Origin of the sequence: Pseudomonas sp. GXZC (genome assembly GCF_026967615.1) — a bacterium.
In the GTDB taxonomy this organism is placed as follows: domain Bacteria; phylum Pseudomonadota; class Gammaproteobacteria; order Pseudomonadales; family Pseudomonadaceae; genus Aquipseudomonas; species Aquipseudomonas azotoformans_A.
Genome location: NZ_CP114115.1, coordinates 3,303,973 through 3,328,494 on the forward strand (window position 1 = coordinate 3,303,973; position 24,522 = coordinate 3,328,494).

A 24,522-nucleotide genomic window follows, 5' to 3' on the forward strand; every position below is an offset into this window, starting at 1 on the left:
ATCTTTCAGCCTCCCAAAGAAGAAGCTCTCGCGCCCAATGGTTGATCACTCCATGCAATCCTCCCCCCGTAAGTCCCGCCGCTGGCTGTTCGCCCTGCTTGTGCTGGTGGTTGTCGCCGGTTTGTGCTGGAAATTCTGGCCTGGCAGCCACAAGGATGCCGCTGCGCAGGCGCCCGCCGGACGCGCCGGCAAGTCGGGGATGATGCGCCCAGGCTTTGGTGGCTACACCGGCCCGGTGCCGGTGCGTGTGGCGCCTGCGGTGCTGGGTGAGTTCCCGGTGTACTACAAGGCGCTGGGCACGGTGACCGCGCTCAACACCATCAATGTGCGCAGCCGGGTGGGCGGCGAGTTGGTGAAGATCGCCTTCGAAGAAGGCCAGATGGTCAAGGCTGGCGACCTGCTCGCAGAAATCGACCCACGCAGCTACCAGAACGCCTTGCTCCAGGCGCAGGGCACGTTGATGCAGAACCAGGCCCAGCTTAAAAATGCCCAGGTCGACGTGCAGCGTTACCGCGACCTGTACGCCCAGGACAGTATCGCCAAGCAGACCCTGGACACCGCCGAAGCGCTGGTCCTGCAATACCAGGGCACGGTCAAGACCAACCAGGGCGCGGTCGATGACGCCAAGCTCAACCTCGAATTCACCAAGATCCGCGCGCCGATCAGCGGCCGTGTCGGCCTGCGTCAGGTGGACGTGGGCAACCTGGTGGCGGCCAATGACACCACGTTCCTGGCCGTGATCACTCAGACCCAGCCGATCAGCGTGGCCTTCACCCTGCCGGAAAATACCCTGGAAACCGTACTCACCCGCTACCACGCCGGCAACAAACTGCCCGTGGAAGCGTGGGACCGTGGCGATGTGAAGCAACAGGCCGTCGGCATGTTGCAGAGCCTGGACAACCAGATCGACGTCACCACCGGCACCCTGAAATTCAAGGCGCGTTTCGATAACAAGGACCAGGCGCTGTTCCCCAACCAGTTCGTCAATGTGCACCTGCTGGCCGACACCCTGCATAACGTGGTGCTGGCGCCGTCGGCGGCGATCCAGTTCGGCAACACCGGTACTTTCGTCTACGTGCTCGACGGCGACAAGAAGGTCAAGGTGCAGCCGCTGGTGGTCGGTGATACCGACGGCGACAACACCGTGATCAAGGAAGGCCTCAAGGCCGGCGACCGCGTGGTACTGGAAGGCACCGACCGCTTGAAGGACGGCAGCGAAATCGAAGTGGTCAACGATAGCAGTGAAGTGCCGACCACGCCGACTGAACACCTGCAAGGCAAGCCTGCGGCGAAAGGGGAGACCGGCACCACCGCCGGCAAGGCGCAAAAGGTCGGTTCATGAACCTGTCGCGGCTGTTTATCCTTCGCCCGGTCGCCACCACGCTGAGCATGCTGGCCATTGTGTTGGCCGGCATCATCGCTTATCGCCTGTTGCCGGTGTCGGCGTTGCCCCAGGTGGATTACCCGACCATCCGCGTGATGACCCTGTACCCCGGCGCCAGCCCGGATGTAATGACCAGTGCGGTCACCGCGCCGCTGGAGCGCCAATTCGGTCAAATGCCCGGCCTTACGCAGATGGCCTCCACCAGTTCCGGCGGTGCGTCCGTGTTGACCCTGCGTTTCAACCTCGACATCAATATGGATGTCGCCGAGCAGCAGGTGCAGGCCGCGATCAACGCCGCGACCAACCTGTTGCCCAAGGACCTGCCGGCGCCGCCGGTGTACAACAAGGTCAACCCGGCGGATACCCCGGTGCTGACCCTGGCAATCACCTCAAAGACCATGCTGCTGCCCAAGCTCAATGACCTGGTCGACACGCGCATGGCGCAGAAAATCGCGCAGATCAGCGGTGTCGGCATGGTCAGCATCGCCGGTGGCCAGCGCCAGGCCGTGCGCATCAAGGTCAACCCCGAGGCCCTGGCGGCCAATGGTTTGAACCTGTCCGACGTGCGCACCCTGATCGCCGCGTCCAACGTCAACCAGCCCAAGGGCAACTTTGACGGCCCCACCCGCGTGTCGATGCTCGACGCCAACGACCAGTTGGTCTCGCCCCAGCAATATGCCGAACTGATCCTGGCCTACAACAATGGCGCTCCGCTGCGCCTCAAAGACGTGGCCCAGATCGTCGACGGCGCCGAAAACGAACGCCTCGCCGCCTGGGCCAATGAAAACCAGGCCGTGCTGCTGAACATCCAGCGTCAGCCAGGCGCCAACGTGATCGAGGTGGTGGATCGCATCAAGGCATTGCTGCCAAGCATCACCGACAACCTGCCAGCCGGCCTCGACGTAACGGTACTCACTGACCGCACCCAGACCATCCGTGCCTCGGTCAAGGACGTGCAGCACGAATTGCTCATCGCCATTGCCCTGGTGGTGATGGTGACGTTCCTGTTCCTGCGCCGGGTCAGCGCCACGATCATTCCGTCCATCGCCGTGCCACTGTCCCTGGTGGGCACCTTTGGCGTGATGTACCTGGCGGGGTTCTCCATCAACAACCTGACGCTGATGGCCCTGACCATCGCCACTGGTTTTGTGGTGGACGATGCCATCGTGATGCTGGAGAACATTTCCCGTTACATCGAAGAAGGCGAGACCCCGCTGGCCGCCGCGCTCAAGGGCGCCAAGCAGATCGGCTTCACCCTGATTTCCCTGACGCTGTCGCTGATCGCGGTACTGATTCCGCTGCTGTTCATGGCCGACGTGGTCGGGCGCCTGTTCCGAGAGTTCGCCATCACCCTGGCGGTGGCGATCCTGATTTCCCTGGTGGTGTCCCTGACCCTCACGCCCATGATGTGCGCGCGTTTGCTCAAGCGTGAGCCGAAGGAAGAGGAACAAAGCCGCTTTTACAAGGCCAGCGGCGCCTGGATCGATTGGTTGATCGCGCGTTACGGCAGCATGTTGCAGTGGGTACTCAAGCATCAGCCGCTGACCCTGCTGGTGGCCATCGCTACCTTGGGCCTCACGGTGTTCCTGTACCTGATCGTGCCCAAGGGCTTCTTCCCGGTGCAGGACACCGGTGTGATCCAGGGCATTTCCGAAGCGCCGCAGTCGATCTCCTTCGCGGCCATGAGCCAGCGCCAGCAGGAACTGGCCAAGATCATCCTGGCCGACCCGGCGGTGGAAAGCCTGTCTTCCTATATTGGTGTGGACGGCGACAACGCCACCCTCAACAGCGGGCGTTTGCTGATCAACCTCAAGGCCCACGGCCAGCGTGACTTGAGCGCGGCCCAGGTGATCACGCGTTTGCAGCCGGAAATCGATAAGCTGGTGGGGATCCGCCTGTTTATGCAGCCGGTGCAGGACCTGACCATCGAAGACCGCGTGAGCCGTACCCAGTACCAGTTCAGCATGTCGTCGCCGGATGCCGAGTTGCTGGCGCTGTGGAGCGACAAACTGGTCCACGCGTTGAGCCAATTGCCCGAACTCACCGATGTCGCCAGCGACCTGCAGGACAAGGGCCTGCAGGTGTACCTGGTGATCGACCGCGACGCGGCGTCGCGCCTGGGCGTCAGTGTGTCGACCATCACTGATGCACTGTATGACGCCTTCGGCCAGCGGCAGATCTCCACGATCTACACCCAGGCCAGCCAGTACCGCGTGGTATTACAGGCCCAGTCCGGCGAAACCCTCGGCCCGGATGCGCTGAACCAGATCCACGTGAAAACCACCGACGGCGGCCAGGTGCGCTTGTCCAGCCTGGCCCGTGTGGAGCAGCGCCAGGCGCAATTGGCGATTGCGCACATCGGCCAGTTCCCGGCGGTGATGATGTCGTTCAACCTGGCCCCCGGCGTGGCGCTGGGCAAAGGTGTGGAGCTGATCAACCAGACCCAGAAAGACATCGGCATGCCGGTGGGCGTGCAGACTCAGTTCCAGGGTGCGGCCCAGGCCTTCGAAGCCTCGCTGTCGAGTACCTTGCTGCTGATCCTGGCGGCGGTGGTCACCATGTATATCGTGCTGGGTGTGCTCTACGAGAGCTATATCCACCCGATCACCATTCTCTCGACCTTGCCGTCGGCGGCGGTCGGAGCGTTGTTGGCGTTGCTGCTCAGCGGCAATGACCTGGGCATGATCGCGATCATCGGCATCATCTTGTTGATCGGTATCGTCAAGAAGAACGCGATCATGATGATCGACTTCGCCCTCGACGCCGAACGCAACCAGGGCCTCGACCCTCAGACCGCGATCTACCAGGCAGCGTTGCTGCGCTTCCGACCGATCCTGATGACCACCCTGGCCGCACTGTTCGGCGCGGTGCCCTTGATGCTGGCCACCGGTTCCGGCGCGGAACTGCGCCAACCCTTGGGCCTGGTGATGGTCGGTGGCCTGCTGGTGAGCCAGGTGTTGACCCTGTTCACCACGCCGGTCATCTACCTGTACTTCGATCGCCTGGGCCGTCGCTGGCGCAAAGAGCCGCAAAGCCTGGAGCCGGTTGAGTCATGAACCTGTCCGGACCTTTCATCCGTCGGCCAGTCGCGACCATGCTGCTGAGCCTGGCGATCCTGTTGCTGGGCGGCGTGAGTTTCAACCTGCTGCCGGTGTCGCCGCTGCCGCAGATCGACTTCCCGGTGATCGTGGTGTCGGCCAGCTTGCCCGGCGCCAGCCCCGAGGTGATGGCATCCACGGTGGCGACGCCGCTGGAGCGCTCGTTCGGCGCGATTGCCGGCATCACCACCATGAGCAGTTCGTCGAGCCAGGGCTCTACGCGGGTGATCCTGGCGTTTGACTCCGACCGCGATATCAACGGCGCGGCGCGGGAAGTGCAGGCGGCGATCAATGCCTCGCGCAACCTGCTGCCCAGTGGCATGCGCAGCATGCCGACCTACAAGAAGATCAACCCGTCCCAAGCGCCGATCATGGTGCTGTCGCTGACCTCGGACGTGTTGCAGAAGGGCCAGCTGTACGACCTGGCCTCGACCATCCTGTCGCAGAGCCTGTCCCAGGTGCCCGGCGTCGGTGAAGTGCAGATCGGCGGCAGTTCCTTGCCCGCCGTGCGCATCGAACTGGAACCCAAGGCCCTTGACCAGTACGGCGTGGCCCTCGACGATGTGCGCAACACCATCGCCAACGCCAACCAGCGTCGGCCCAAGGGTTCCCTGGAAGACAGCCAGCGCAACTGGCAGATCCAGGCCAACGACCAGTTGGAAAAAGCCAAGGACTACGAGCCGCTGCTGATCCGCTACCAGAACGGCGCGGCCCTGCGCCTGGGCGATGTGGCCAAGATCAGTGACGGCGTGGAAGACCGCTACAACAGCGGTTTCTTCAACAACGAACCGGCGGTGCTGCTGGTGATCAACCGCCAGTCTGGCGCCAACATCATCGAGACGGTCCGGCAAATCAAGGCGCAGTTGCCGGCGTTGCAGGCGGTGCTGCCGTCCAGCGTCAAGCTGAGCCTGGCCATGGACCGCTCGCCGGTGATCACCGCAACCTTGCATGAAGCCGAGATGACCTTGCTGATTGCCGTGGGCCTGGTGATCCTGGTGGTGTACCTGTTCTTGGGTAACTTCCGCGCTTCACTCATTCCTACGCTGGCGGTGCCGGTGTCGCTGGTGGGCACCTTTGCGGTGATGTACCTGTATGGGTTCTCGCTGAACAACTTCTCGTTGATGGCGTTGATCCTGGCCACCGGCCTGGTGGTGGACGATGCCATCGTGGTGCTGGAGAACATTTCCCGGCATATCGACGAAGGCGTGCCGCCGATGAAGGCGGCGTACCTGGGGGCCAAGGAAGTCGGTTTTACCTTGCTGTCGATGAACGTGTCGCTGGTGGCGGTGTTCCTGTCGATCCTGTTCATGGGCGGGATCGTCACCAACCTGTTCCGCGAGTTTTCCATCACCTTGTCGGCGGCGATCATTGTGTCGCTGATCGTTTCGCTGACCCTGACCCCGATGCTCTGTGCGCGCTGGCTCAAGCCGCATGTGAAGGGCGAGATGACCGGGTTGCAGCGCTGGAGCCAGAAGGTCAACGACCGCATGGTCGCCGGCTACGCCACCAGCCTGGACTGGGTATTGCGCCATCGGCGCCTGACTTTGCTCAGCCTGTTGCTGACCATCGGCATGAACGTCGCGCTGTACGTGGTGGTGCCGAAGACCTTCATGCCCCAGCAGGACACTGGCCAGTTGATCGGTTTTGTGCGCGGCGATGACGGCCTGTCGTTCAGCGTGATGCAACCGAAAATGGAAACCTTCCGCAAGGCAGTACTCAAGGACCCTGCGGTACTCAGCGTGGCCGGCTTTATCGGCGGCAACAACGGCACCAACAATGCGGTGATGCTGGTGCGCCTTAAACCCATCAGCGAGCGCAAGGTTTCCGCCCAGGCGGTGATCGAGCGCCTGCGCAAGGACGTGCCGCTGGTGCCCGGCGGGCGGTTGTTCCTGATGGCTGACCAGGACCTGCAATTCGGCGGTAGCCGCGACCAGACCAGCGCGCAGTATTCCTACATCCTGCAAAGCGGCGACCTGGCGGCCTTGCGCCTGTGGTACCCGAAAGTAGTGGCGGCCTTGCGCGAGCTGCCGCAACTCACCGCTATCGACGCCCGCGAAGGGCGGGGCGCGGCGCAGGTCACGCTGATTGTCGACCGCGACCAGGCCAAGCGCCTGGGCATCGACATGGACATGGTCACGGCGGTGCTCAACAACGCCTACAGCCAGCGGCAGATTTCCACCATCTACGACAGCCTCAACCAGTATCAGGTGGTGATGGAGGTCAATCCCAAATACGCCCAGGACCCGATCACCCTCAACCAGATGCAGGTGATCACCTCCACGGGCGCGCGGGTGCCGCTGTCGACCATTGCCCATTATGAGAACAGCCTGGCCGACGACCGCGTCAGCCACGAAGGCCAGTTCGCCTCGGAAAACATCGCCTTCGACATGGCGCCCGGCGTGACGGTGGAGCAGGGCACGGCCGCCATCGAACGGGCGATTGCCAAGGTTGGCCTGCCGGAAGACGTGATCGCCAAGATGGCCGGCACCGCGGATGCCTTCGCCGCCACGCAGAAGGGCCAGCCGTTCATGATCCTCGGCGCGCTGGTGGCGGTTTACCTGGTGCTGGGCATTCTGTATGAGAGCTACATTCACCCGCTGACCATCCTCTCGACGTTGCCGTCGGCCGGTGTCGGCGCGATGCTTGCGATCTACCTGACCGGGGGCGAGTTCAGCTTGATCTCCTTGCTGGGCCTGTTCCTGCTGATCGGCGTGGTGAAGAAAAACGCGATCCTGATGATCGACCTGGCTTTGCAGCTGGAACGCCACGATGGCCTGGGCCCGTTGGAATCGATCCGCAGCGCCTGCCTGTTGCGTTTGCGCCCGATCCTGATGACCACCCTGGCCGCCATCCTCGGCGCCTTGCCGTTACTGCTGGGCGCGGGCGATGGTGCGGAAATGCGCCGTCCCTTGGGCCTGACGATTATCGGCGGCCTGGTGTTCAGCCAGGTCCTGACCCTTTACACCACCCCGGTGGTCTACCTCTATCTCGACCGCGCGCGCCATCGCTTCAACAAATGGCGCGGCGTGCGTACCGATGCTGCCCTGGACACTGCGCTATGACCGATTCAACCTTTGCCCGACTGGCCCTGTTCCGCGGCTCCCGTGTGGCGAGCCTGGTGCTGTGCGGCGTGCTGCTCAGCGCCTGCGCCGTCGGCCCCGACTACAAGCGCCCTGAAGTCATCGAACCGGCGCAATTCAAGGAAGCCCAGGGCTGGCGCCAGGCCACCCCCAGTGATTCCCTGGCCCGTGGCGCCTGGTGGGAACTGTACGGCGACCGCCAGCTCAATGACTTGGTGGTGCGCCTGAACACGTCCAACCAAACCGTGGCCCAGGCCGAAGCGCGCTTTCGCCAGGCCCAGGCGCTGGTGCGCAGCTCCCGTGGCGCGTTTTACCCCACCGTTGACCTGAGCGCTGGGAAAACCCGCGCCAGCCAGGGCACCGGCAGCAGCAACGCAAGCCTGAGCAGTTCCAGCAGCGGTATCCGCGACACTCTCAATGCCCAGTTGGGCGTGAGCTGGGAAGCGGATATCTGGGGCAAATTGCGCCGTGGCCTGGAAGCCAATGAAGCCAGCGCCGAAGCCAGCTCGGCGGACCTTGCGGCGATGCGTCTGAGCCAGCAGTCCGAACTGGTGCAAAGCTACCTCCAACTGCGCGTCATGGATGAACAGACGCGCTTGCTGCAAGCCACGCTGGAAACCTATCAACGTTCCCTGCAAATGACCGAAAACCAGTACCGCGCCGGGGTTTCCGGCAAGGACGCGGTAGCCCAGGCACAAACCCAGCTCAAGACCACCCAGGCCAGCCTGATCGACCTGATCTGGCAGCGCGCCCAACTGGAAAACGCGATTGCCGTGTTGATCGGCGAGGCACCGGCCAACTTCAACCTGGCGGTGAGTAAGGACATCCCGGCGCTGCCGCAGATTCCCGTGAGCCTGCCGTCGCAACTGCTGGAGCGCCGCCCGGACATCGCCTCGGCCGAACGCTCAGTGATCGCCGCCAACGCCAATATCGGCGTGGCCAAGGCCGCCTACTACCCGGACCTGAGCCTGAGCCTGGCCGGTGGTTACTCCAGCAGCACCTATGCCGACTGGATCAGCCTGCCGAACCGCTTCTGGTCGGTGGGGCCGAAACTGGCCATGACGCTGTTTGACGGCGGCCAGCGTTCGGCGGAAGTCGACCGCACCGTGGCCAGCTACGACGAGACCGTCGCCAAATACCGCCAGACCGTGCTAGATGGGTTCCGTGAAGTGGAAAACTACATGGTGCAACTCAAGGTGCTGGAAGACGAGGCGGTGGTCAGCAATGAAGCACTCGACGCCGCCCGTGAGTCGTTGCGCCTGACCCAGAACCAATACAAGGCGGGTCTGATCGCCTACCTGGATGTGGTCACCACGCAAGCGACCGCACTGAGCAACGAGCGCACGGTGTTGACCCTTCTGCAGACGCGCCTGGTGGCCAGTGTGCAATTGATCGCGGCATTGGGCGGTGGTTGGGACGGGCAGACACCGATTGCCGAGAAGGACTGATTTTGGCGGGGTTTGCAGCCAGTTGATTGACGTCAAAATGCCACTGATGGCCCTCTGATAATTAATCAACTGCTCAAGAATTATTCTCGCTACAATCGCCCGCTTTGCCACCTGGCACGGGCTTCTCACGCCCGCTGCGCACGAGAAGTCCCATGCTCATCGGTAGTTATTCACCCTCGCTGGTCGTGATCTCGCTGTTTGTCGCGATCCTCGCTTCCTACACCGCTTTGGACCTTTCCGGTCGCATCGCTACCGCCAAAGGCCGTGCCGTTTATTTGTGGATCGCCGGCGGCGCCATGGCGATGGGCGTGGGGGTGTGGTCGATGCACTTCATCGGCATGCTGGCGCTGCGCTTGCCGTTTGCCCTGGGCTTCGATCTGGGTATCACGGCGCTGTCGTTGTTGATCGCGGTGTTGTCCAGCGGCTTTGCCTTGTGGCTGATCAGCCAGCCGCGTTTGCCCGCCTGGCAACTGGGGTTTGGCGCGCTGGTCATGGGCACTGGCATCGCGTGCATGCATTACACCGGCATGGCCGCCATGCGTATGACCCCAGGCATCGACTATGACCCCACCTTGTTTGGCGCGTCGCTGCTGATCGCGGTGGTCGCGTCTGGCGCTGCGCTGTGGATCGCCCACAATCTGCGCCGTAACACACCGTACGTGCGCCTTTTACGGGGGGGCGCAGCGGTGGTGATGGGCTTTGCCATCGTCGGCATGCATTACACCGGCATGGCCGCCGCACGTTTTGCCGATGAGAGTTTCTGCGGCGCTGCACTGAGCGGCTTGAGCGGCAAGGGCCTGGATAATCTGGTATTGGTCACGACCCTGGCGGTATTGGCCATCGCCTTGCTCACCTCGTTGCTCGATGCACGCCTGGAAGCGCGTACGGCGGTTCTGGCCGATTCCCTCACCCAAGCCAACCAGGAACTGACCCATCTGGCCCTGCACGACATGCTCACCGGCCTGCCCAACCGTACGTTGCTTGCGGACCGCATTCAGCAAGCCATGCAGGCCGTAAAAGAGCAGGGCGGTTGCTTCGCGCTGATGTTTATCGACCTCGATGGCTTCAAGCCCGTCAACGATGCGTTTGGTCACCATATGGGTGACCAGTTGCTGCGCGAAGTCGGCCTGCGTCTGCGCGAAGACTTGCGCAGCCAGGACACCTTGGCGCGCATCGGCGGCGACGAGTTTGTGTTGCTGGTGCAACTGACCCAGCCGGACGATGCCCTGGGCCTTGCCGAACGCCAGGTGATCCTGATCAACCGCGCCTTCCAGGTGGCCGAGCATGAGCTGAAGATCTCTGCCAGTGTCGGCATTGCAATGTTCCCGGGGAATGGCAACAACCCTCAGGAACTGTTGATGAACGCCGACGCCGCGATGTACCACGCCAAGGGCATGGGCAAGAACGGCTACAGCTTCTTTGATGTGTCGATGAACACCAACGCGCGCAAGCAATTGCAGCTGCTGCAAGACTTGCGCAATGCTGTGGAGCAGGAGCAATTCCGGCTCTACTACCAACCCAAGTTCGACGCGGTCAGCGGTATTCCGGTCGGTGCCGAAGCCCTGCTGCGTTGGGAGCACCCACAACAGGGGTTGCTGCTGCCGGCGACGTTTATCGAACTGGCGGAAAAAACCGGGTTGATCATTCCCATCGGCGAATGGGTACTCAACGAAGCCTGCCGCCAGATGAGCCTGTGGTACGTTCAGGGCTACGAAGATTGGCGCATTGCGGTAAACCTGTCGGCCTTGCAGTTCTGCCACGCCGGGCTGGTCAAGAGTGTGGCGGCGGCGCTGGAGCGGCACCAGTTGCCGGCCAACAGCCTGACCCTGGAAATCACCGAAACCACGGCCATGAGCGACGCCGACGCGAGCATGACGGTGTTGCAGCAGCTGTCGGACATGGGCGTCGACTTGTCCATCGACGACTTCGGCACCGGCTACTCCAGCCTGATGTACCTCAAGCGCCTGCCGGCCAACGAGCTGAAGATTGACCGGGGCTTTGTGCGCGATCTGGAACACGACAGCGACGACGCAGCCATCGTCTCGGCCATCGTCGCCCTTGGCCAGGCCTTGGGATTACGGATTGTTGCCGAGGGTGTCGAGACGGATATGCAGCAGAATTTCCTGACGCGGTTGGGCTGCAATTCCCTCCAGGGTTACCTGCTGGGCCACCCGTTGCCGGCGGAGGGCTTCATGGCGGATATCCAACGCGCCGAAGAGGCCGTTGCGCCTGACAAAAGCCGTGCGTGACAGGTATTCTTGGATCCAACCCTAAACATCAGGTTGAATCAGGAGACCGCACGCATGGACAAAGTCGTCATCATCACCGGGGGCAGTCGTGGGATTGGCGCCGAGACGGCCTTGCTGGCTGCTCGCCAGGGCTATCGCATCTGCATCAACTATCAGTCCGACGAAGAGGCGGCCCACCGTGTGCTCGAACAGGTGCGTGCACTGGGCGCCCAGGCCATTGCCGTGCGGGCGGATGTGAGTATCGAGGACGAAGTGATCGCGCTGTTCCACCGGGTGGACGCCAAACTGGGCCGTGTCACCGCACTGGTCAACAATGCGGGCACGGTGGGGCACAAGTCCCGCGTTGACGAGATGTCCGAGTTCCGCATCCTGAAAATCATCAAGACCAACGTGCTCGGCCCGATCCTGTGTGCCAAGCATGCGGTGCTGCGTATGTCGCCCAAGCATGGCGGGCAGGGCGGTAGTATCGTCAATGTGTCGTCAGTGGCCGCGCGCCTGGGGTCGCCGGGTGAGTATGTCGACTATGCCGCGTCCAAAGGCGCACTCGACACCTTCACCATCGGGTTGTCGAAGGAGGTAGCGGGTGAAGGCATTCGCGTCAATGCGGTGCGCCCTGGCTATATTTTCACTGACTTCCATGCCTTGAGTGGCGATCCGGATCGCGTCAGTAAGCTCGAATCCGGTATTCCCATGGCCCGTGGCGGGCGCCCGGATGAGGTGGCAGAGGCGATTATCTGGCTGCTGTCGGATAAGGCTTCGTACGCGACCGGGACGTTCCTCGATCTGGGCGGTGGGCGTTAAGCACCCGCTTTTCAGGTCCGTAGATGGCGCAGCACGTCGTAGCCTTTGCGGGAAAATGCCTGGAGCAGGCTGGCTTCCGAATTATCGAGGGTGCTGTAGCCATCACTGACGACCCCGTCGACCTGTCCGTTACGGCTATGGCTGGCATTCAAGTGGCGGTCGTCCAGGTTGTCCAGGAAACGTAACACCTTGTCCAGGTCGTAGGCCGCATTGGCCCTGGCGTCCGGTTCCGGGTTGGCGGTGGTCCAGTCACCGACCTGCATCTTTAGCTCATCCAGTAAGTGGTCATGATCGCGGTTATCGAGGAAGTGCTGCAGAACAGGGCTTTGCTCGATGATCCTGTCTGCCGATCGATGATCGCCAGCGGGGCGGCCCATGGGGCCTGTCATCTCGCGCACTTGTTGTTGTTCGGCTGCACGCATGTAGTGGGGTGGAACAGGTAGCTGTGCAGGAATAGAGACGGCGGGCATGTGCATGAGAACCTCCAGGCGGAATTCGGCAAGGCGCATGTCCAGGCGTGATACATGCGCTTTTTTATGTGGCGCCTGGTGGCGTGGGGTTCCGGCTCAAAACGACCGAACAATGCGCCCCAATGTATCCATGGCTTTTTCCGACGCCTCGGTCCACGGGCTGCCGTAGTTCAAGCGAATGCAGTTCCGAAAGCGCTGGGTGGCCGAGAAGATCGGTCCCGGCGCGATGCTGATGCCTTGCGCCAACGCCATCTGGAACAACTTCAACGAATCCGTCTGCTCCGGCAGTTCCAGCCACAGGAAATACCCACCGGCGGGTTGGCTGACCCGCGTCTGCGCCGGGAAATAGCGGGCGATAGCGGCCAGCATGGCGCTTTGCTGCTCCTCCAGGGCGTAGCGCAATTTGCGCAGGTGCCGGTCATAGCCGCCGTGCTGCAAGTAATCGGCAATCGCCGCCTGGGCCGGCATTGACGGGCAGAGCGAGGTCATCAGCTTCAGGCGTTCAACCTTCTGCGCAAAACGTCCGGCCGCCACCCAACCCACGCGATAGCCGGGGGCCAGGCTTTTGGCGAAGGAGCCGCAATGCATCACCAGGCCTTCGGTATCGAAGGCCTTGGCGGGTTTCGGCGCCTGTTGGCCGTAATACAGCTCGGCGTACACATCGTCTTCGATCAGCGGCACCTGATGGCCGCGTAGCAGTTCGACCAGGGCCTGTTTCTTGGCTTCCGGCAGGGTCGCGCCCATGGGGTTCTGGAAGCTGGTCATGGTCCAGCAGGCCTTGATCGGGTAGCGCTCCAGGGTTTGCGCGAGGGCGTTGAGGTCGATGCCGTCGCGCGGGTGCACGGGGATTTCCACGGCCTTGAGTTTCAAGCGCTCCAGCACTTGCAGGCAGGCGTAGAACGCCGGGGCTTCGATGGCCACCAGGTCACCCGGTTCGGTGACGGCTTGCAGGCACAGGTTCAAGGCCTCCAAGGCGCCGTTGGTGATCAGCAGTTCTTCCATGGGCAGCATCAGGCCACCGACCATGTAGCGCAGGGCGATCTGGCGACGCAGTTGCGGGTTGCCCGGCGACATGTCGGTGACCACCAGGCGCGGGTCCATTTCGCGGCTGGCGCTGGCCAGGGAGCGGGCCAGGCGTGGTAGCGGGAACAGCATGGGGCTGGGGAATGCCGAGCCGAAGGGTACGGTGTTCGGGTCTTTGATCGAGTCGAGTACCGAGAACACCAGTTCGCTCACGTCCACTTCGGTGGACTCGTGCACCTGCTCGCTCACCACCGGCTCGGAAAACGGACTGGGCGCATGGGTGTTGACGAAGTAACCCGAACGCGGCCGCGCGCGAATCAGGCCACGGCGCTCCAGCAGGTAGTAGGCCTGGAATACCGTGGACGGGCTGACGCCGTAGGTCTGGCTGGCATAGCGCACCGACGGCACCCGCTGGCCGGGGCCGAGGACGCCGGAGCGGATCAGTTCTGCAATGTCGTCGGCGAATTTTTCGTAGCGTTTCATGGGGGCTCAGTCAGTGTGAATGTTTTTATCGGTTCAACGGCGCCACAAAGCGGCTGTCGGCAATGCTGTAGATCCCTGGCTCATCCACGTCCGAGACTTTGAAACGCAAGGTCTGCGAACTGCTCGCCGGTTTATCCGCCAACAATGCCACCGACACCGGCACATCGCTGATTTCCCCCGGCGCCAGGCTGATCTCGGTCTTGCCTTGCAACTGGAAGCCGTCGGCGTCCACCAGTTCCAGGCGATAGTCCTGGCGTTGCTGGGTCTTGTTGATCACCTTGAGGCTGTAGATGTTTTCGATCAGACCCTGGGCGTTTTCACGGAACATGCCACGGTCCTTGGTCACATCCAGCGACACCATCGGCCGTTCCACCAGCGCCACTACCAGCGCAGCGATCATCACCAGCAGCACGGCACTGTAGCCGATCAGGCGCGGCCTTAGCAGGTGCGTCTTGCCGCCTTGCAGTTGATGTTCGCTGGTGTAGCTCACCAGGCCACGCGGGTAGCCCATTTTGTCCATGATTGAATCGCAGGCGTCGATGCACGCTGCGCAGCCGATGCACTCCATTTGCAGGCCGTCGCGGATGTCGATCCCGGTGGGGCAGACCTGTACGCACAGCTGGCAGTCGATGCAGTCACCCAGGCCGACGTCGGCGGGTTTGACGTCACGTTTGCGCGGGCCACGGTTTTCGCCACGGGCCACGTCGTAGGAAATGGTCAGGGTGTCCTTGTCGAACATCACGCTCTGGAACCGCGCATACGGGCACATGTGCATGCACACCGCTTCGCGCAGCCAGCCCGCATTGATGTAGGTGGCGCCGGTAAAAAACAGCACCCAGAACAAACTGACGCCGCCCATCTGCCAAGTCAGCAGTTCAGCCGCCAAGGGGCGGATCGGCGTGAAATAGCCGACAAACGTCAGGCCGGTCAGCACGCTGATGCCCAGCCACAAGGTGTGCTTGGCCGAGCGTCGCGCCAGTTTGTTCAGGCTCCAGGGTGCCGCTTGCAGCTTGATACGCTGGTTGCGCTCGCCTTCGGTGACTTTTTCGCACCACATGAACAGCCAGGTAAACGAGCTCTGCGGGCAGGTGTAGCCGCACCACACGCGGCCGGCAAACACGGTGATCGCAAACAGGCCGAAGGCGCAGATGATCAACAGCGCCGACAACAGGATGAAATCCTGCGGCCAGAAGGTCGCGCCAAAGATATGGAATTTGCTTTCAGCCAAGTCCCACAGCACGGCCTGCCGACCGTCCCAGTTCAGCCACACCGTGCCGAAAAACGCCAGGAACAGGAAGGCTGCACCGCTCACGCGCAAGGTGCGGAACAGGCCGGTGAAACTGCGGGTATGAATCAGGTTGTCGCTGGATTTGGCCTTCACCTTCTTTGGGTGTGTGGGCTCAAAGATTTCCACGGTTGGGATGTGTTCGCTCATGGTCGTTCGCTCATCAGCCTCCATCAGGCGGATGAACTATGCGCGTGGCGCTGTTTGCATAACAGACTCAGGTATGGCGATAAAAAGAGGATCAGATGGGGCGGTGAATGGCCGCTGCGACAATGTGCTGCACCCCATGGCACCAGGGGTGCAGCGTTATTTCAAGGGCGCTGACACAGATCAATTAAATCAGCGAACCAGGTTCTTCGGCCTTCACATGCTGGCGCCCATCGTGGGCACCGGCCACCGTCAGGGCGTCGGCCTCGGCCTCGGTGATATAGATCCGCTCGGCGGCCAACTCCACGTAGGACATCGACTTGTCGAGGTCGGTAACAATATTGACCCGGGTCGCTGGCACGCTCTGTTCCTGGCCGTTGTCATCAAGCATGAAGTAGCACAGTTGGTTTTCGATACGAATGGGCATGCCGTTCTCCTTATCTGTGGGCGATGTAAAGTTAGGGCCCAGCGATGTGTGGGGGTTCCAGGCAACTGACTGGCGGTCGCTGCTGTCCATCCATTACCAATAATGACAAAGGGCAGCATCCATGGACGCGTGGTGGCATGAAGTGTGGCAAACCCTGCAGGCTGAATTCGCCGACATTGGCGACGCCAAGCAGCTCACCCAGATCACCGTGCGCCTGCTGATCGCCGCGATCCTGGGCGGCATTCTCGGCTTTGAGCGAGAGAGCAAGGGCAAGGCCGCCGGGGTGCGCACCCATATGCTGGTGGCGCTGGGCGCTGCCTTGTTTGTGATGGTGCCGCAAATGTCCGGCAACCAGGCGGACGCCATGAGCCGGGTGGTGCAAGGGGTGATTGCGGGGATCGGATTCTTGGGCGCCGGTACGATCATCAAGGGCAAGGATGATGAAGAGGGGCACGTCAAAGGCCTGACCACCGCCGCCGGCTTGTGGATGACCGCTGCGATTGGGGTCTCGGCCGGGTTGGGCCGGGAATCGACAGCGGTGCTGAGTACCTTGCTGGCGCTGGCGGTGTTCAGCGTGATGCCAAAGATCGTCAAGCGTTTTGAGAAGGACTGACGATCACGGGCGGCATGGTCGTCGGCGGTTCTTCCACCGGTGGTGGCTCGTTTTCAGGTGGTTCTTTTTCCGGAATCGGTTCCGGTTCGGTCGGCGGCAGGGTGGGTTTGTCGATATTCGGGTCCGGCGTTTCCGCTGGGATCGGGATATTCATCGGTGTGGCCTCCTTTGTGCTTTGCTCTATCGGTGGACAGCCGCCGAGGCGAATTGATTCCCCGCCCGATGGCGGCACATCCAGCTGAACTTTTAACGGGGGCCCAGGCTCGGACCTATTACGGCCTCGCTCAGGAAGAGCCCGGCCGCCTCAGAATTCGGATCAAGCAAAGAGCGTCCACAGGGCGTAAGGGGAAGATGCTCGATGACTGCTGAAACAGACTCCTTGTTACCACTGTCCCAGGCACTGTTGCTGCCCAGGATCGCAATCGAAAGCACCACCCCCGTGATTGATGGCGGCGAATTTGCCGTCAAGGCCGTGGTCGGCCAACGGGTCAATGTCACCAGCAAAGTGTTTGCCGACGGCCATGACAAGCTCGCCGTGCTGATCCGCTGGCGCCCGCTGCAGGACGAAAGCTGGCACAGCGTGGTCATGACCGACGTGGGCAACAACGGCTGGGAAGGCGCGTTTACTGTGGCCCAGCAAGGCCCTCACGAATACTGCATCGAAGCCTGGATCGATACCTTCGCCAGCTTTTGCTATGAGCTGCGCAAGAAGCATGAGGCTGGCGTGCCGGTCAGCCTGGAACTGCAGGAAGGCCGCAGCCTGGTGCTACAGGCCGCCGAGCGCAGTGACAATGAGCTGCGTGACCGCCTGATGCTGTTGCACCACGAACTCTCCGGCCTGCTGGAAACCGAGCAGGTTGCGCAGTTCCTGCACGAAGACAGTGCACACCTGATGACCCAGGCCGATCACCGCGCCTACCTGAGCATCAGCACCGTCTACCCGATTGATGTGGAGCGCGAGGCAGCGCTGTTCGCCAGCTGGTATGAGCTGTTCCCGCGCTCGATCACCGACGATCCGGCGCGTCACGGCACCTTTAATGACGTGCATTCGCGCCTGTCGATGATCCATGACATGGGTTTTGACGTGCTGTACTTCCCGCCGATCCACCCCATCGGGCGCAGCCACCGCAAAGGCAAGAACAATTCCCTGAGCGCCGGCCCGGATGATCCGGGCAGCCCCTACGCCATCGGCAGCGAAGACGGCGGCCATGAGGCCATTCACCCGCAACTGGGCAGCCGCGATGATTTCCGCCGCCTGGTCCAGGCGGCCGCCGAGCATGGCCTGGAAATCGCCTTGGACTTCGCCATCCAGTGTTCCCAGGACCATCCGTGGCTCAAGGAGCATCCGGGCTGGTTCAACTGGCGCCCGGACGGCACGATCAAATACGCGGAGAACCCGCCGAAGAAGTACCAAGACATCGTCAACGTCGACTTTTATGCCGCAGATGCCATCCCGAGCCTGTGGACCGAGCTGCGCGACATTGTGGTGGGTTGGGTGGAAGAGGGCGTAAAGACCTTTCGCGTCGACAACCCCCACACCAAGCCGCTGCCGTTCTGGCAATGGCTGATCAGCGATGTGCGGTCCAAGTACCCGGACGTGATCTTCCTGGCCGAAGCCTTCACCACGCCGGCGATGATGGCGCGCCTGGGCAAGGTCGGCTATTCCCAGAGCTACACCTATTTCACCTGGCGCAATACCAAGGCCGAGTTGAGCGAATACCTGACGCAGCTGAACGAGTCGCCGTGGCGTGAATGCTACCGGCCGAATTTCTTCGTGAATACGCCGGACATCAACCCAGCCTTCCTGCACGACTCCGGCCGCCCTGGCTTCTTGATCCGTGCCGCGCTGGCCACCATGGGCTCGGGCCTGTGGGGCATGTATTCCGGCTTCGAACTCTGCGAGTCGGCCCCGGTGCCGGGCAAAGAGGAATACCTGGACTCGGAGAAATATGAGATCCGCCCACGGGACTTCACCGCGCCCGGCAACATTATTGCCGAGATCGCCCAGCTCAACCGCATCCGCCGGCAGAACCCGGCGCTGCAGACGCACCTGGGGCTCACGCTCTACAACGCCTGGAACGACAACATTCTGTATTTCGGCAAGCGCAGCGAGGACGGCAGCAACTTCATTCTGGTGGCGGTGAACCTGGATCCTTATAACGCCCAGGAAGCCAACTTCGAGTTGCCATTGTGGGAGTTGGGGCTGCCGGATGATGCCCAGACCCAAGGTGAAGACCTGATGAACGGCCATCGCTGGACCTGGTACGGCAAGACCCAGTGGACACGGCTGGAGCCGCAGATGCCGTTTGGCATCTGGCGCATCACCCCATCGTCTTGAACCTTGCGATGCATTTTCCAGGAGTTTCCAATGGCGAAGAAACCCAACGCTGCCACCTTCATCAAAGACCCGCTCTGGTACAAGGACGCGGTGATCTACCAGGTTCACGTCAAATCCTATTTCGACTCCAATAACGACGGTATCGGTGATTTTCCCGGCCTGATCGCCAAGCTCGACTACATCGCGGACCTGGGTGTAAACACCATTTGGCTATTGCCGTTCTACCCCTCGCCACGTCGCGACGACGGCTATGACATTGCCGAATACCGTGGCGTGCACAGCGACTACGGGACCCTGGCCGACGCCAAGCGCTTTATTGCCGAGGCGCACAAGCGCGGGCTGCGGGTGATCACCGAGCTGGTGATCAATCACACCTCCGACCAGCACCCCTGGTTCCAGCGCGCCCGCAAGGCCAAGCCTGGCTCGGCGGCGCGGGACTTCTACGTGTGGTCGGATGATGACCAGAAATACGACGGCACGCGCATCATCTTCCTCGATACCGAGAAGTCCAACTGGACCTGGGACCCGGTCGCCGGCCAATACTTCTGGCACCGTTTCTATTCCCACCAGCCCGACCTCAACTTCGACAACCCCCAGGTGATGAAAGCCGTGTTGTCGGTGATGCGCTATTGGCTGGACATGGGCATTGACGGCCTGCGCCTCGACGCCATCCCGTACCTGATCGAACGCGACGGCACCAACAACGAGAACCTGCCTGAAACCCACGACGTGCTCAAGCAGATCCGCGCCGAGATCGACGCGCATTACCCGGACCGCATGCTGTTGGCCGAAGCCAACCAGTGGCCGGAAGACACCCAACTCTACTTTGGTGACAAAAAAGGCGACGATGGCGATGAGTGCCACATGGCCTTTCACTTCCCGCTGATGCCGCGCATGTACATGGCCCTGGCCCAGGAAGATCGCTTCCCGATCACCGATATCCTACGGCAGACCCCGGAGATTCCGGCCAACTGCCAATGGGCGATCTTCCTGCGCAACCACGATGAGTTGACCCTGGAAATGGTCACCGACAAGGAGCGCGACTACCTGTGGAACTACTACGCGGCAGACCGTCGTGCGCGGATCAACCTGGGCATTCGTCGCCGTCTTGCGCCATTGATGGAGCGTGATCGTCGCCGTGTCGAGCTGCTCAACAGCCTGTTGCTGTCGATGCCTGGCACGCCGACCCTGTACTACGGCGATGAGATCGGCATGGGCGATAACATCTATCTCGGCGACCGCGATGGCGTACGCACGCCGATGCAATGGTCCATTGACCGCAACGGCGGTTTTTCCCGCGCCGACCCGGCCAGCCTGGTACTGCCGCCGATCATGGACCCGCAATACGGCTATCAATCGGTGAATGTCGAGACTCAGGCCCAAGACCCGCATTCGCTGCTGAACTGGACCCGGCGCATGCTGGCGGTGCGTAAGCAATCCAAGGCGTTTGGCCGTGGCAGCTTGAAAATGCTTTCGCCGAGCAACCGCCGCATCCTGGCCTATACCCGTGAATTCACCGGCGAAGATGGGCGCAACGAAATCATCCTTTGCGTGGCCAATGTGTCACGCAGCGCCCAGGCGGCCGAGCTGGACCTGTCGGCGTTTGCGGGCATGGTGCCGGTGGAGATGCTCGGCGGTAATGCTTTCCCACCCATCGGCCAGCTTAATTTCCTGCTGACCCTGGCGCCTTATGGCTTTTATTGGTTTGTGTTGGCGCCGGAAAACCAGATGCCGAGCTGGCACGTGGAACCCGCCCAGAGCATGCCGGACTTCACCACATTGGTATTGAAAAAGCGCATGGAAGAATTGCTGGACGAGCCGTGCCGCGGTTCCCTGGAGCAGACGGTGCTTCCAGCCTGGCTGCCCAAGCGTCGCTGGTTTGCCGGCAAGGACACGGCCATCGACAGCGTGCGCATTGCCTACGGCGCGCGCTTTGGCGATCCACAGCATCCCGTGTTGCTCAGCGAGCTTGAAGTGACAGCGGGTGGTCAAGTCAGCCGGTATCAGCTGCCGTTGGGTTTTCTCGGTGAAGACCAGTTCACCAGTGCCTTGCCGCAACAGCTGGCGTTGGCCCGCGTAAGGCGGGTGCGTCAGGTAGGTTTGGTGACCGATGCCTTCAGCCTTGAGCACTTTATCCGGGCGGTGATTCAAGGTTTGCAGGCCGGCACCGTGCTCACTACCAGCGAGGGCGAGCTGCGCTTTGCCGCCACGCCGCACCTGGCCAAGCTGCAACTGACGAATGAGGCTGAGGTGCGCTACCTGTCCGCCGAGCAGTCCAACAGCTCAGTGGTCGTGGCTGAAAGCCTGGTGCTCAAACTGATCCGCAAAGTCGCTTCCGGCGTGCACCCGGAACTGGAAATGAGCGCCTACCTGACCGAAGCTGGCTACCCCAACATCTCGCCACTGCTGGGCTCGATGGTGCGCCACGACGCCGAAGGGCAGGACAACCTGCTGATGATTGCCCAGGGTTACCTGAGCAACCAGGGCGACGCTTGGAGCTGGACCCAGAACAACCTGGAACGGGCGATTCGCGACGAGCTGGCTGAAGCCATCTCCGAGCAGGAGCAGCATTACAACGCCCTTGGCGAGCTGGCGGACTTTGCCGGGTTGCTCGGCCAGCGCCTGGGTGAAATGCACCGGGTGCTCGGCGCTGACACTGCCAATAAAGACTTCAAGCCGGAGGTTACCAGCGCCAAGGACACCCAGGCCTGGGCCAAGGACGTCGGCGCGCAGCTGGACCGCGCGTTGCAGTTGCTCAAACTTCATCAAAGCCAATTGAACCCGGCCGATCAAGCGCTGGTCAGTGATTTGCTTGCGCAGAAAAAAGCCATCGCCAGTCATGTACAGGCCTTGGCAAAAGCCACGGCGGGCGGGTTGCGCATTCGGGTGCATGGTGACTTGCATTTGGGCCAGGTGCTGGTGGTGAAAGGCGATGCCTACTTGATCGATTTTGAAGGCGAACCGGCGCGGCCCTTGCACGAACGACGGGGCAAGCACAGCCCGTATAAAGATGTGAGCGGTGTGTTGCGCTCGTTCGATTACGCGGCGGCCATGGCCTTGAATGTGCAAGGGGTGGATCACTCGCCCGAAGCGGCGGTATCCCGTAAACGTGTAACCGATCGTTATCTGAAAGAAGCACGCCAGGCATTTATCCAGGCTTATCAGTCAGCTACGTCTACACTGGCGCATGACTGGCAGGATGCCAAAGGCCAGGACGCTGCACTGGCGTTGTTCAGCCTGGAGAAGGCCGCGTACGAAGTGGCCTACGAAGCAGAGAACCGTCCGACTTGGTTGCCGGTGCCCTTGCAAGGGTTGCACGGTTTACTGAGCGGAACTGCTTCTATAAAGGAAGCACCCATATCTAAAACTGCGCGCGGTGGGGAGACGTCATGAGCTTTACACATAAAGAACCGCTGCAACCGAAATTGACTGCATTGCCGGCGTCCAAGGACGTCGAAGCGCTGGTACGCGCCGAACACCACGACCCGTTCTCGATTCTCGGGCCACACGATGATGAACACGGCGGCCAGTTTATCCGTGCGTTCCTGCCCGAAGCCTTGAGCGTCCAGGTGCTGGCGCGTGACAGCGGCGAACAGATCGGCAGCCTCGACGCGACCCAGGTGCCGGGCCTGTTTGTCGGGCACTTCCAGACGCGCCAGGCGTATCTGCTGAAAATCCAGTGGGCCGGTGGCGAGCAGATCACCGAAGACCCTTACAGCTTCCAGCAACTGTTGCTGGGTGAAATGGACCTGTACCTGTTCGCCGAAGGCAATCACCGCGACCTCGGCAGTTGCCTGGGCGCCCAGGTGACCAGCGTCGACGGCGTGCAAGGTGTGCGCTTTGCCGTATGGGCACCGAATGCGCGACGCGTGTCGGTGGTGGGCGATTTCAATATCTGGGACGGGCGCCGGCATCCGATGCGCCTGCGCCATCCTTCCGGCGTGTGGGAGATCTTTATCCCACGCCTGCAGCCGGGTGCGGCCTACAAGTACGAAGTGCTCGGCGCCAATGGGATCCTGCCGCTCAAGGCCGACCCCGTGGCGCTGGCCACTCAATTGCCGCCCGACACGGCTTCGAAGGTTGCCGAACCCTTGCAGGTAGACTGGCAGGACCACGAATGGATGCAGTCGCGGGTCGAGAAACAGAAGACCACCGCGCCGCTGTCGATCTATGAACTGCACGTGGGTTCCTGGCAGGCCGAGCTGGACGAGGCGGGCGAAGTGGCGCGTCAGTACAATTGGCGCGAACTGGCCGAGCGTCTGATTCCTTACGTGCAGCAGCTGGGTTTCACCCACATTGAACTGATGCCGATCATGGAACACCCGTTCGGCGGCTCGTGGGGCTATCAGGCCTTGTCACAATTCGCACCCACGGCACGCTTCGGTTCGCCGCAGGATTTTGCCTATTTCGTCAACGCGCTGCACCAGGCGGATATCGGCGTGATCCTCGACTGGGTGCCGGCGCATTTCCCCACCGACACCCACGGCCTGGCGCAATTCGACGGCACCGCGTTGTACGAATACGCCAACCCGCTGGAAGGTTTCCATCAGGATTGGGACACGCTGATCTACAACCTGGGCCGCACCGAAGTGCATGGCTTCATGCTGGCCTCGGCGTTGCACTGGCTTAAACACTTCCACATCGACGGGCTGCGCGTGGATGCCGTGGCCTCAATGCTCTACCGCGACTATTCACGCAAAGCCGGCGAATGGGTGCCGAATCGCCATGGCGGCCGCGAAAACCTCGAAGCCATCGACTTTTTGCGTCACCTCAACGATGTGGTCGCCATCGAGGCCCCCGGTGCCCTGGTGATCGCCGAAGAATCCACCGCCTGGCCCGGCGTCAGCCAGCCGACCCAGCAGGGCGGCCTGGGGTTCAACTACAAATGGAACATGGGCTGGATGCACGATTCCCTGCATTACATCCAGCAGGACCCGGTGTACCGCGCCCATCACCACAACGAGCTGAGTTTTGGCCTGGTGTATGCCTGGTCCGAGCGATTCATCCTGCCGATCTCCCACGATGAAGTGGTGCACGGCAAGCATTCGCTGATCGACAAGATGCCTGGCGACCGTTGGCAGAAGTTTGCCAACCTGCGGGCTTACCTGGCGTTCATGTGGATGCACCCCGGCAAAAAGCTGTTGTTCATGGGCTGCGAATTCGGCCAATGGCGCGAGTGGAACCATGACCAGCAACTGGATTGGTACCTGCTGCAGTACGCTGAGCACAAAGGCGTGCAGAAGCTGGTGGGCGACCTTAATCGCCTGTACCGCGAAGAACCGGCCCTGCACGAACAGGATGACGCGCCCCAAGGCTTCCAGTGGTTGATCGGCGACGATGCGATCAACAGCGTCTACGCCTGGCTGCGCTGGAGCAAGGACGGCAAGCCCGTGCTGGTGGTGGCCAACTTCACCCCGGTGCCGCGCGAGGGCTATAAAGTCGGCGTGCCGTTCAGCGGGCGCTGGAGTGAGGTGATCAACAGTGACGCCGAGATGTACGCAGGCTCCAATTACGGTAATGGAGGCGAGGTATTTACCCAGGATGAGCCGCACCATGGGCAGGCGGTGTCGCTGTCGTTGAATCTGCCGCCGCTGGGCGTGCTGATTCTGCGCCCGGAACCGTTTTAAAGGCTCTACCGTGCTGGATTCTGTTGTCCGCACTACTGGCAGGGTGCCA

Annotated in this window: 15 protein-coding genes; 10 read left to right on the top strand and 5 right to left on the bottom strand. The window is 61.8% G+C overall.

Annotated elements, in window-relative coordinates:
- Positions 1 to 37: 37 nt before the first annotated feature.
- The 6 genes from OZ428_RS15395 (at position 38) to OZ428_RS15420 (ending at position 12,060) form a co-directional block, all read left to right on the top strand.
- Positions 38 to 1,342: an MdtA/MuxA family multidrug efflux RND transporter periplasmic adaptor subunit gene (locus OZ428_RS15395; RefSeq protein WP_269133962.1), complete on the top strand. Its 1,305-nt coding sequence runs from the start codon at positions 38 to 40 to the stop codon at positions 1,340 to 1,342.
- Positions 1,339 to 4,440: an MdtB/MuxB family multidrug efflux RND transporter permease subunit gene (locus OZ428_RS15400; protein ID WP_269133963.1), complete on the top strand. Its 3,102-nt coding sequence runs from the start codon at positions 1,339 to 1,341 to the stop codon at positions 4,438 to 4,440. The genes OZ428_RS15395 and OZ428_RS15400 overlap by 4 nt, the downstream gene beginning before the upstream one ends.
- Positions 4,437 to 7,544, top strand: a complete 3,108-nt coding sequence (locus tag OZ428_RS15405; RefSeq protein WP_269133964.1) for an efflux RND transporter permease subunit — start codon at positions 4,437 to 4,439, stop codon at positions 7,542 to 7,544. Before OZ428_RS15400 ends, OZ428_RS15405 begins: the two co-directional genes overlap by 4 nt.
- Complete coding sequence (locus tag OZ428_RS15410) at positions 7,541 to 9,010, top strand: efflux transporter outer membrane subunit (RefSeq protein ID WP_038850191.1); 1,470 nt, start codon at positions 7,541 to 7,543, stop codon at positions 9,008 to 9,010. Before OZ428_RS15405 ends, OZ428_RS15410 begins: the two co-directional genes overlap by 4 nt.
- Before the next feature lie 152 nt (positions 9,011 to 9,162).
- Positions 9,163 to 11,259 (top strand): putative bifunctional diguanylate cyclase/phosphodiesterase, encoded by a 2,097-nt coding sequence (locus tag OZ428_RS15415; protein WP_269133965.1) that lies wholly within the window; start codon positions 9,163 to 9,165, stop codon positions 11,257 to 11,259.
- Positions 11,260 to 11,313: 54 nt separating this feature from the next.
- A complete protein-coding gene (locus OZ428_RS15420) occupies positions 11,314 to 12,060 on the top strand; it encodes an SDR family oxidoreductase (RefSeq protein WP_269133966.1) in 747 nt (248 codons plus the stop codon).
- An 11-nt stretch (positions 12,061 to 12,071) separates the two neighbouring features.
- Here OZ428_RS15420 and OZ428_RS15425 read toward each other — a convergent pair whose 3' ends face one another.
- From OZ428_RS15425 to OZ428_RS15440, 4 genes are all read right to left on the bottom strand, one after another.
- Positions 12,072 to 12,536, bottom strand: a complete 465-nt coding sequence (locus tag OZ428_RS15425) for a hypothetical protein (RefSeq protein WP_269133967.1) — start codon at positions 12,534 to 12,536, stop codon at positions 12,072 to 12,074.
- Between the two features lie 90 nt (positions 12,537 to 12,626).
- Positions 12,627 to 14,036 carry a GntR family transcriptional regulator MpaR gene (gene mapR, locus OZ428_RS15430; protein WP_269133968.1) on the bottom strand — a complete coding sequence of 470 codons (1,410 nt, stop codon included), beginning with the start codon at positions 14,034 to 14,036 and terminating at the stop codon, positions 12,627 to 12,629.
- Positions 14,037 to 14,061: 25 nt separating this feature from the next.
- A complete protein-coding gene (ccoG, locus tag OZ428_RS15435; protein ID WP_269133969.1) occupies positions 14,062 to 15,471 on the bottom strand; it encodes a cytochrome c oxidase accessory protein CcoG in 1,410 nt (469 codons plus the stop codon).
- Between the two features lie 184 nt (positions 15,472 to 15,655).
- Complete coding sequence (locus OZ428_RS15440) at positions 15,656 to 15,895, bottom strand: DUF3203 family protein (RefSeq protein WP_033901481.1); 240 nt, start codon at positions 15,893 to 15,895, stop codon at positions 15,656 to 15,658.
- Between the two features lie 121 nt (positions 15,896 to 16,016).
- On the opposite strand from OZ428_RS15440, the gene OZ428_RS15445 reads away from it, so the two are divergent.
- Positions 16,017 to 16,508 carry an MgtC/SapB family protein gene (locus tag OZ428_RS15445; protein WP_012723945.1) on the top strand — a complete coding sequence of 164 codons (492 nt, stop codon included), beginning with the start codon at positions 16,017 to 16,019 and terminating at the stop codon, positions 16,506 to 16,508.
- Here the strand turns inward: OZ428_RS15445 and OZ428_RS15450 are convergent.
- On the bottom strand, positions 16,486 to 16,662 hold the full coding sequence (locus OZ428_RS15450) for a hypothetical protein (protein ID WP_177075939.1): 177 nt from the start codon (positions 16,660 to 16,662) through the stop codon (positions 16,486 to 16,488). The two genes, OZ428_RS15445 and OZ428_RS15450, sit on opposite strands and share 23 nt — an antisense overlap.
- Positions 16,663 to 16,866: 204 nt before the next feature.
- Here OZ428_RS15450 and OZ428_RS15455 point away from each other — a divergent pair, with 204 nt between their 5' ends.
- Genes OZ428_RS15455 through glgB form a run of 3 tightly spaced genes read left to right on the top strand, consistent with a single transcriptional unit; the run spans position 16,867 to position 24,473 of the window.
- Positions 16,867 to 18,846, top strand: a complete 1,980-nt coding sequence (locus OZ428_RS15455) for an alpha-1,4-glucan--maltose-1-phosphate maltosyltransferase (RefSeq protein ID WP_269133970.1) — start codon at positions 16,867 to 16,869, stop codon at positions 18,844 to 18,846.
- A gap of 30 nt (positions 18,847 to 18,876) precedes the next feature.
- The gene (treS, locus tag OZ428_RS15460; protein ID WP_269133971.1) at positions 18,877 to 22,239 is read left to right on the top strand and encodes a maltose alpha-D-glucosyltransferase; all 3,363 of its coding nucleotides are present in this window, start codon (positions 18,877 to 18,879) and stop codon (positions 22,237 to 22,239) included.
- Positions 22,236 to 24,473 (top strand): 1,4-alpha-glucan branching protein GlgB, encoded by a 2,238-nt coding sequence (glgB, locus tag OZ428_RS15465; RefSeq protein WP_269133972.1) that lies wholly within the window; start codon positions 22,236 to 22,238, stop codon positions 24,471 to 24,473. The genes treS and glgB overlap by 4 nt, the downstream gene beginning before the upstream one ends.
- Positions 24,474 to 24,522 lie beyond the last annotated feature (49 nt).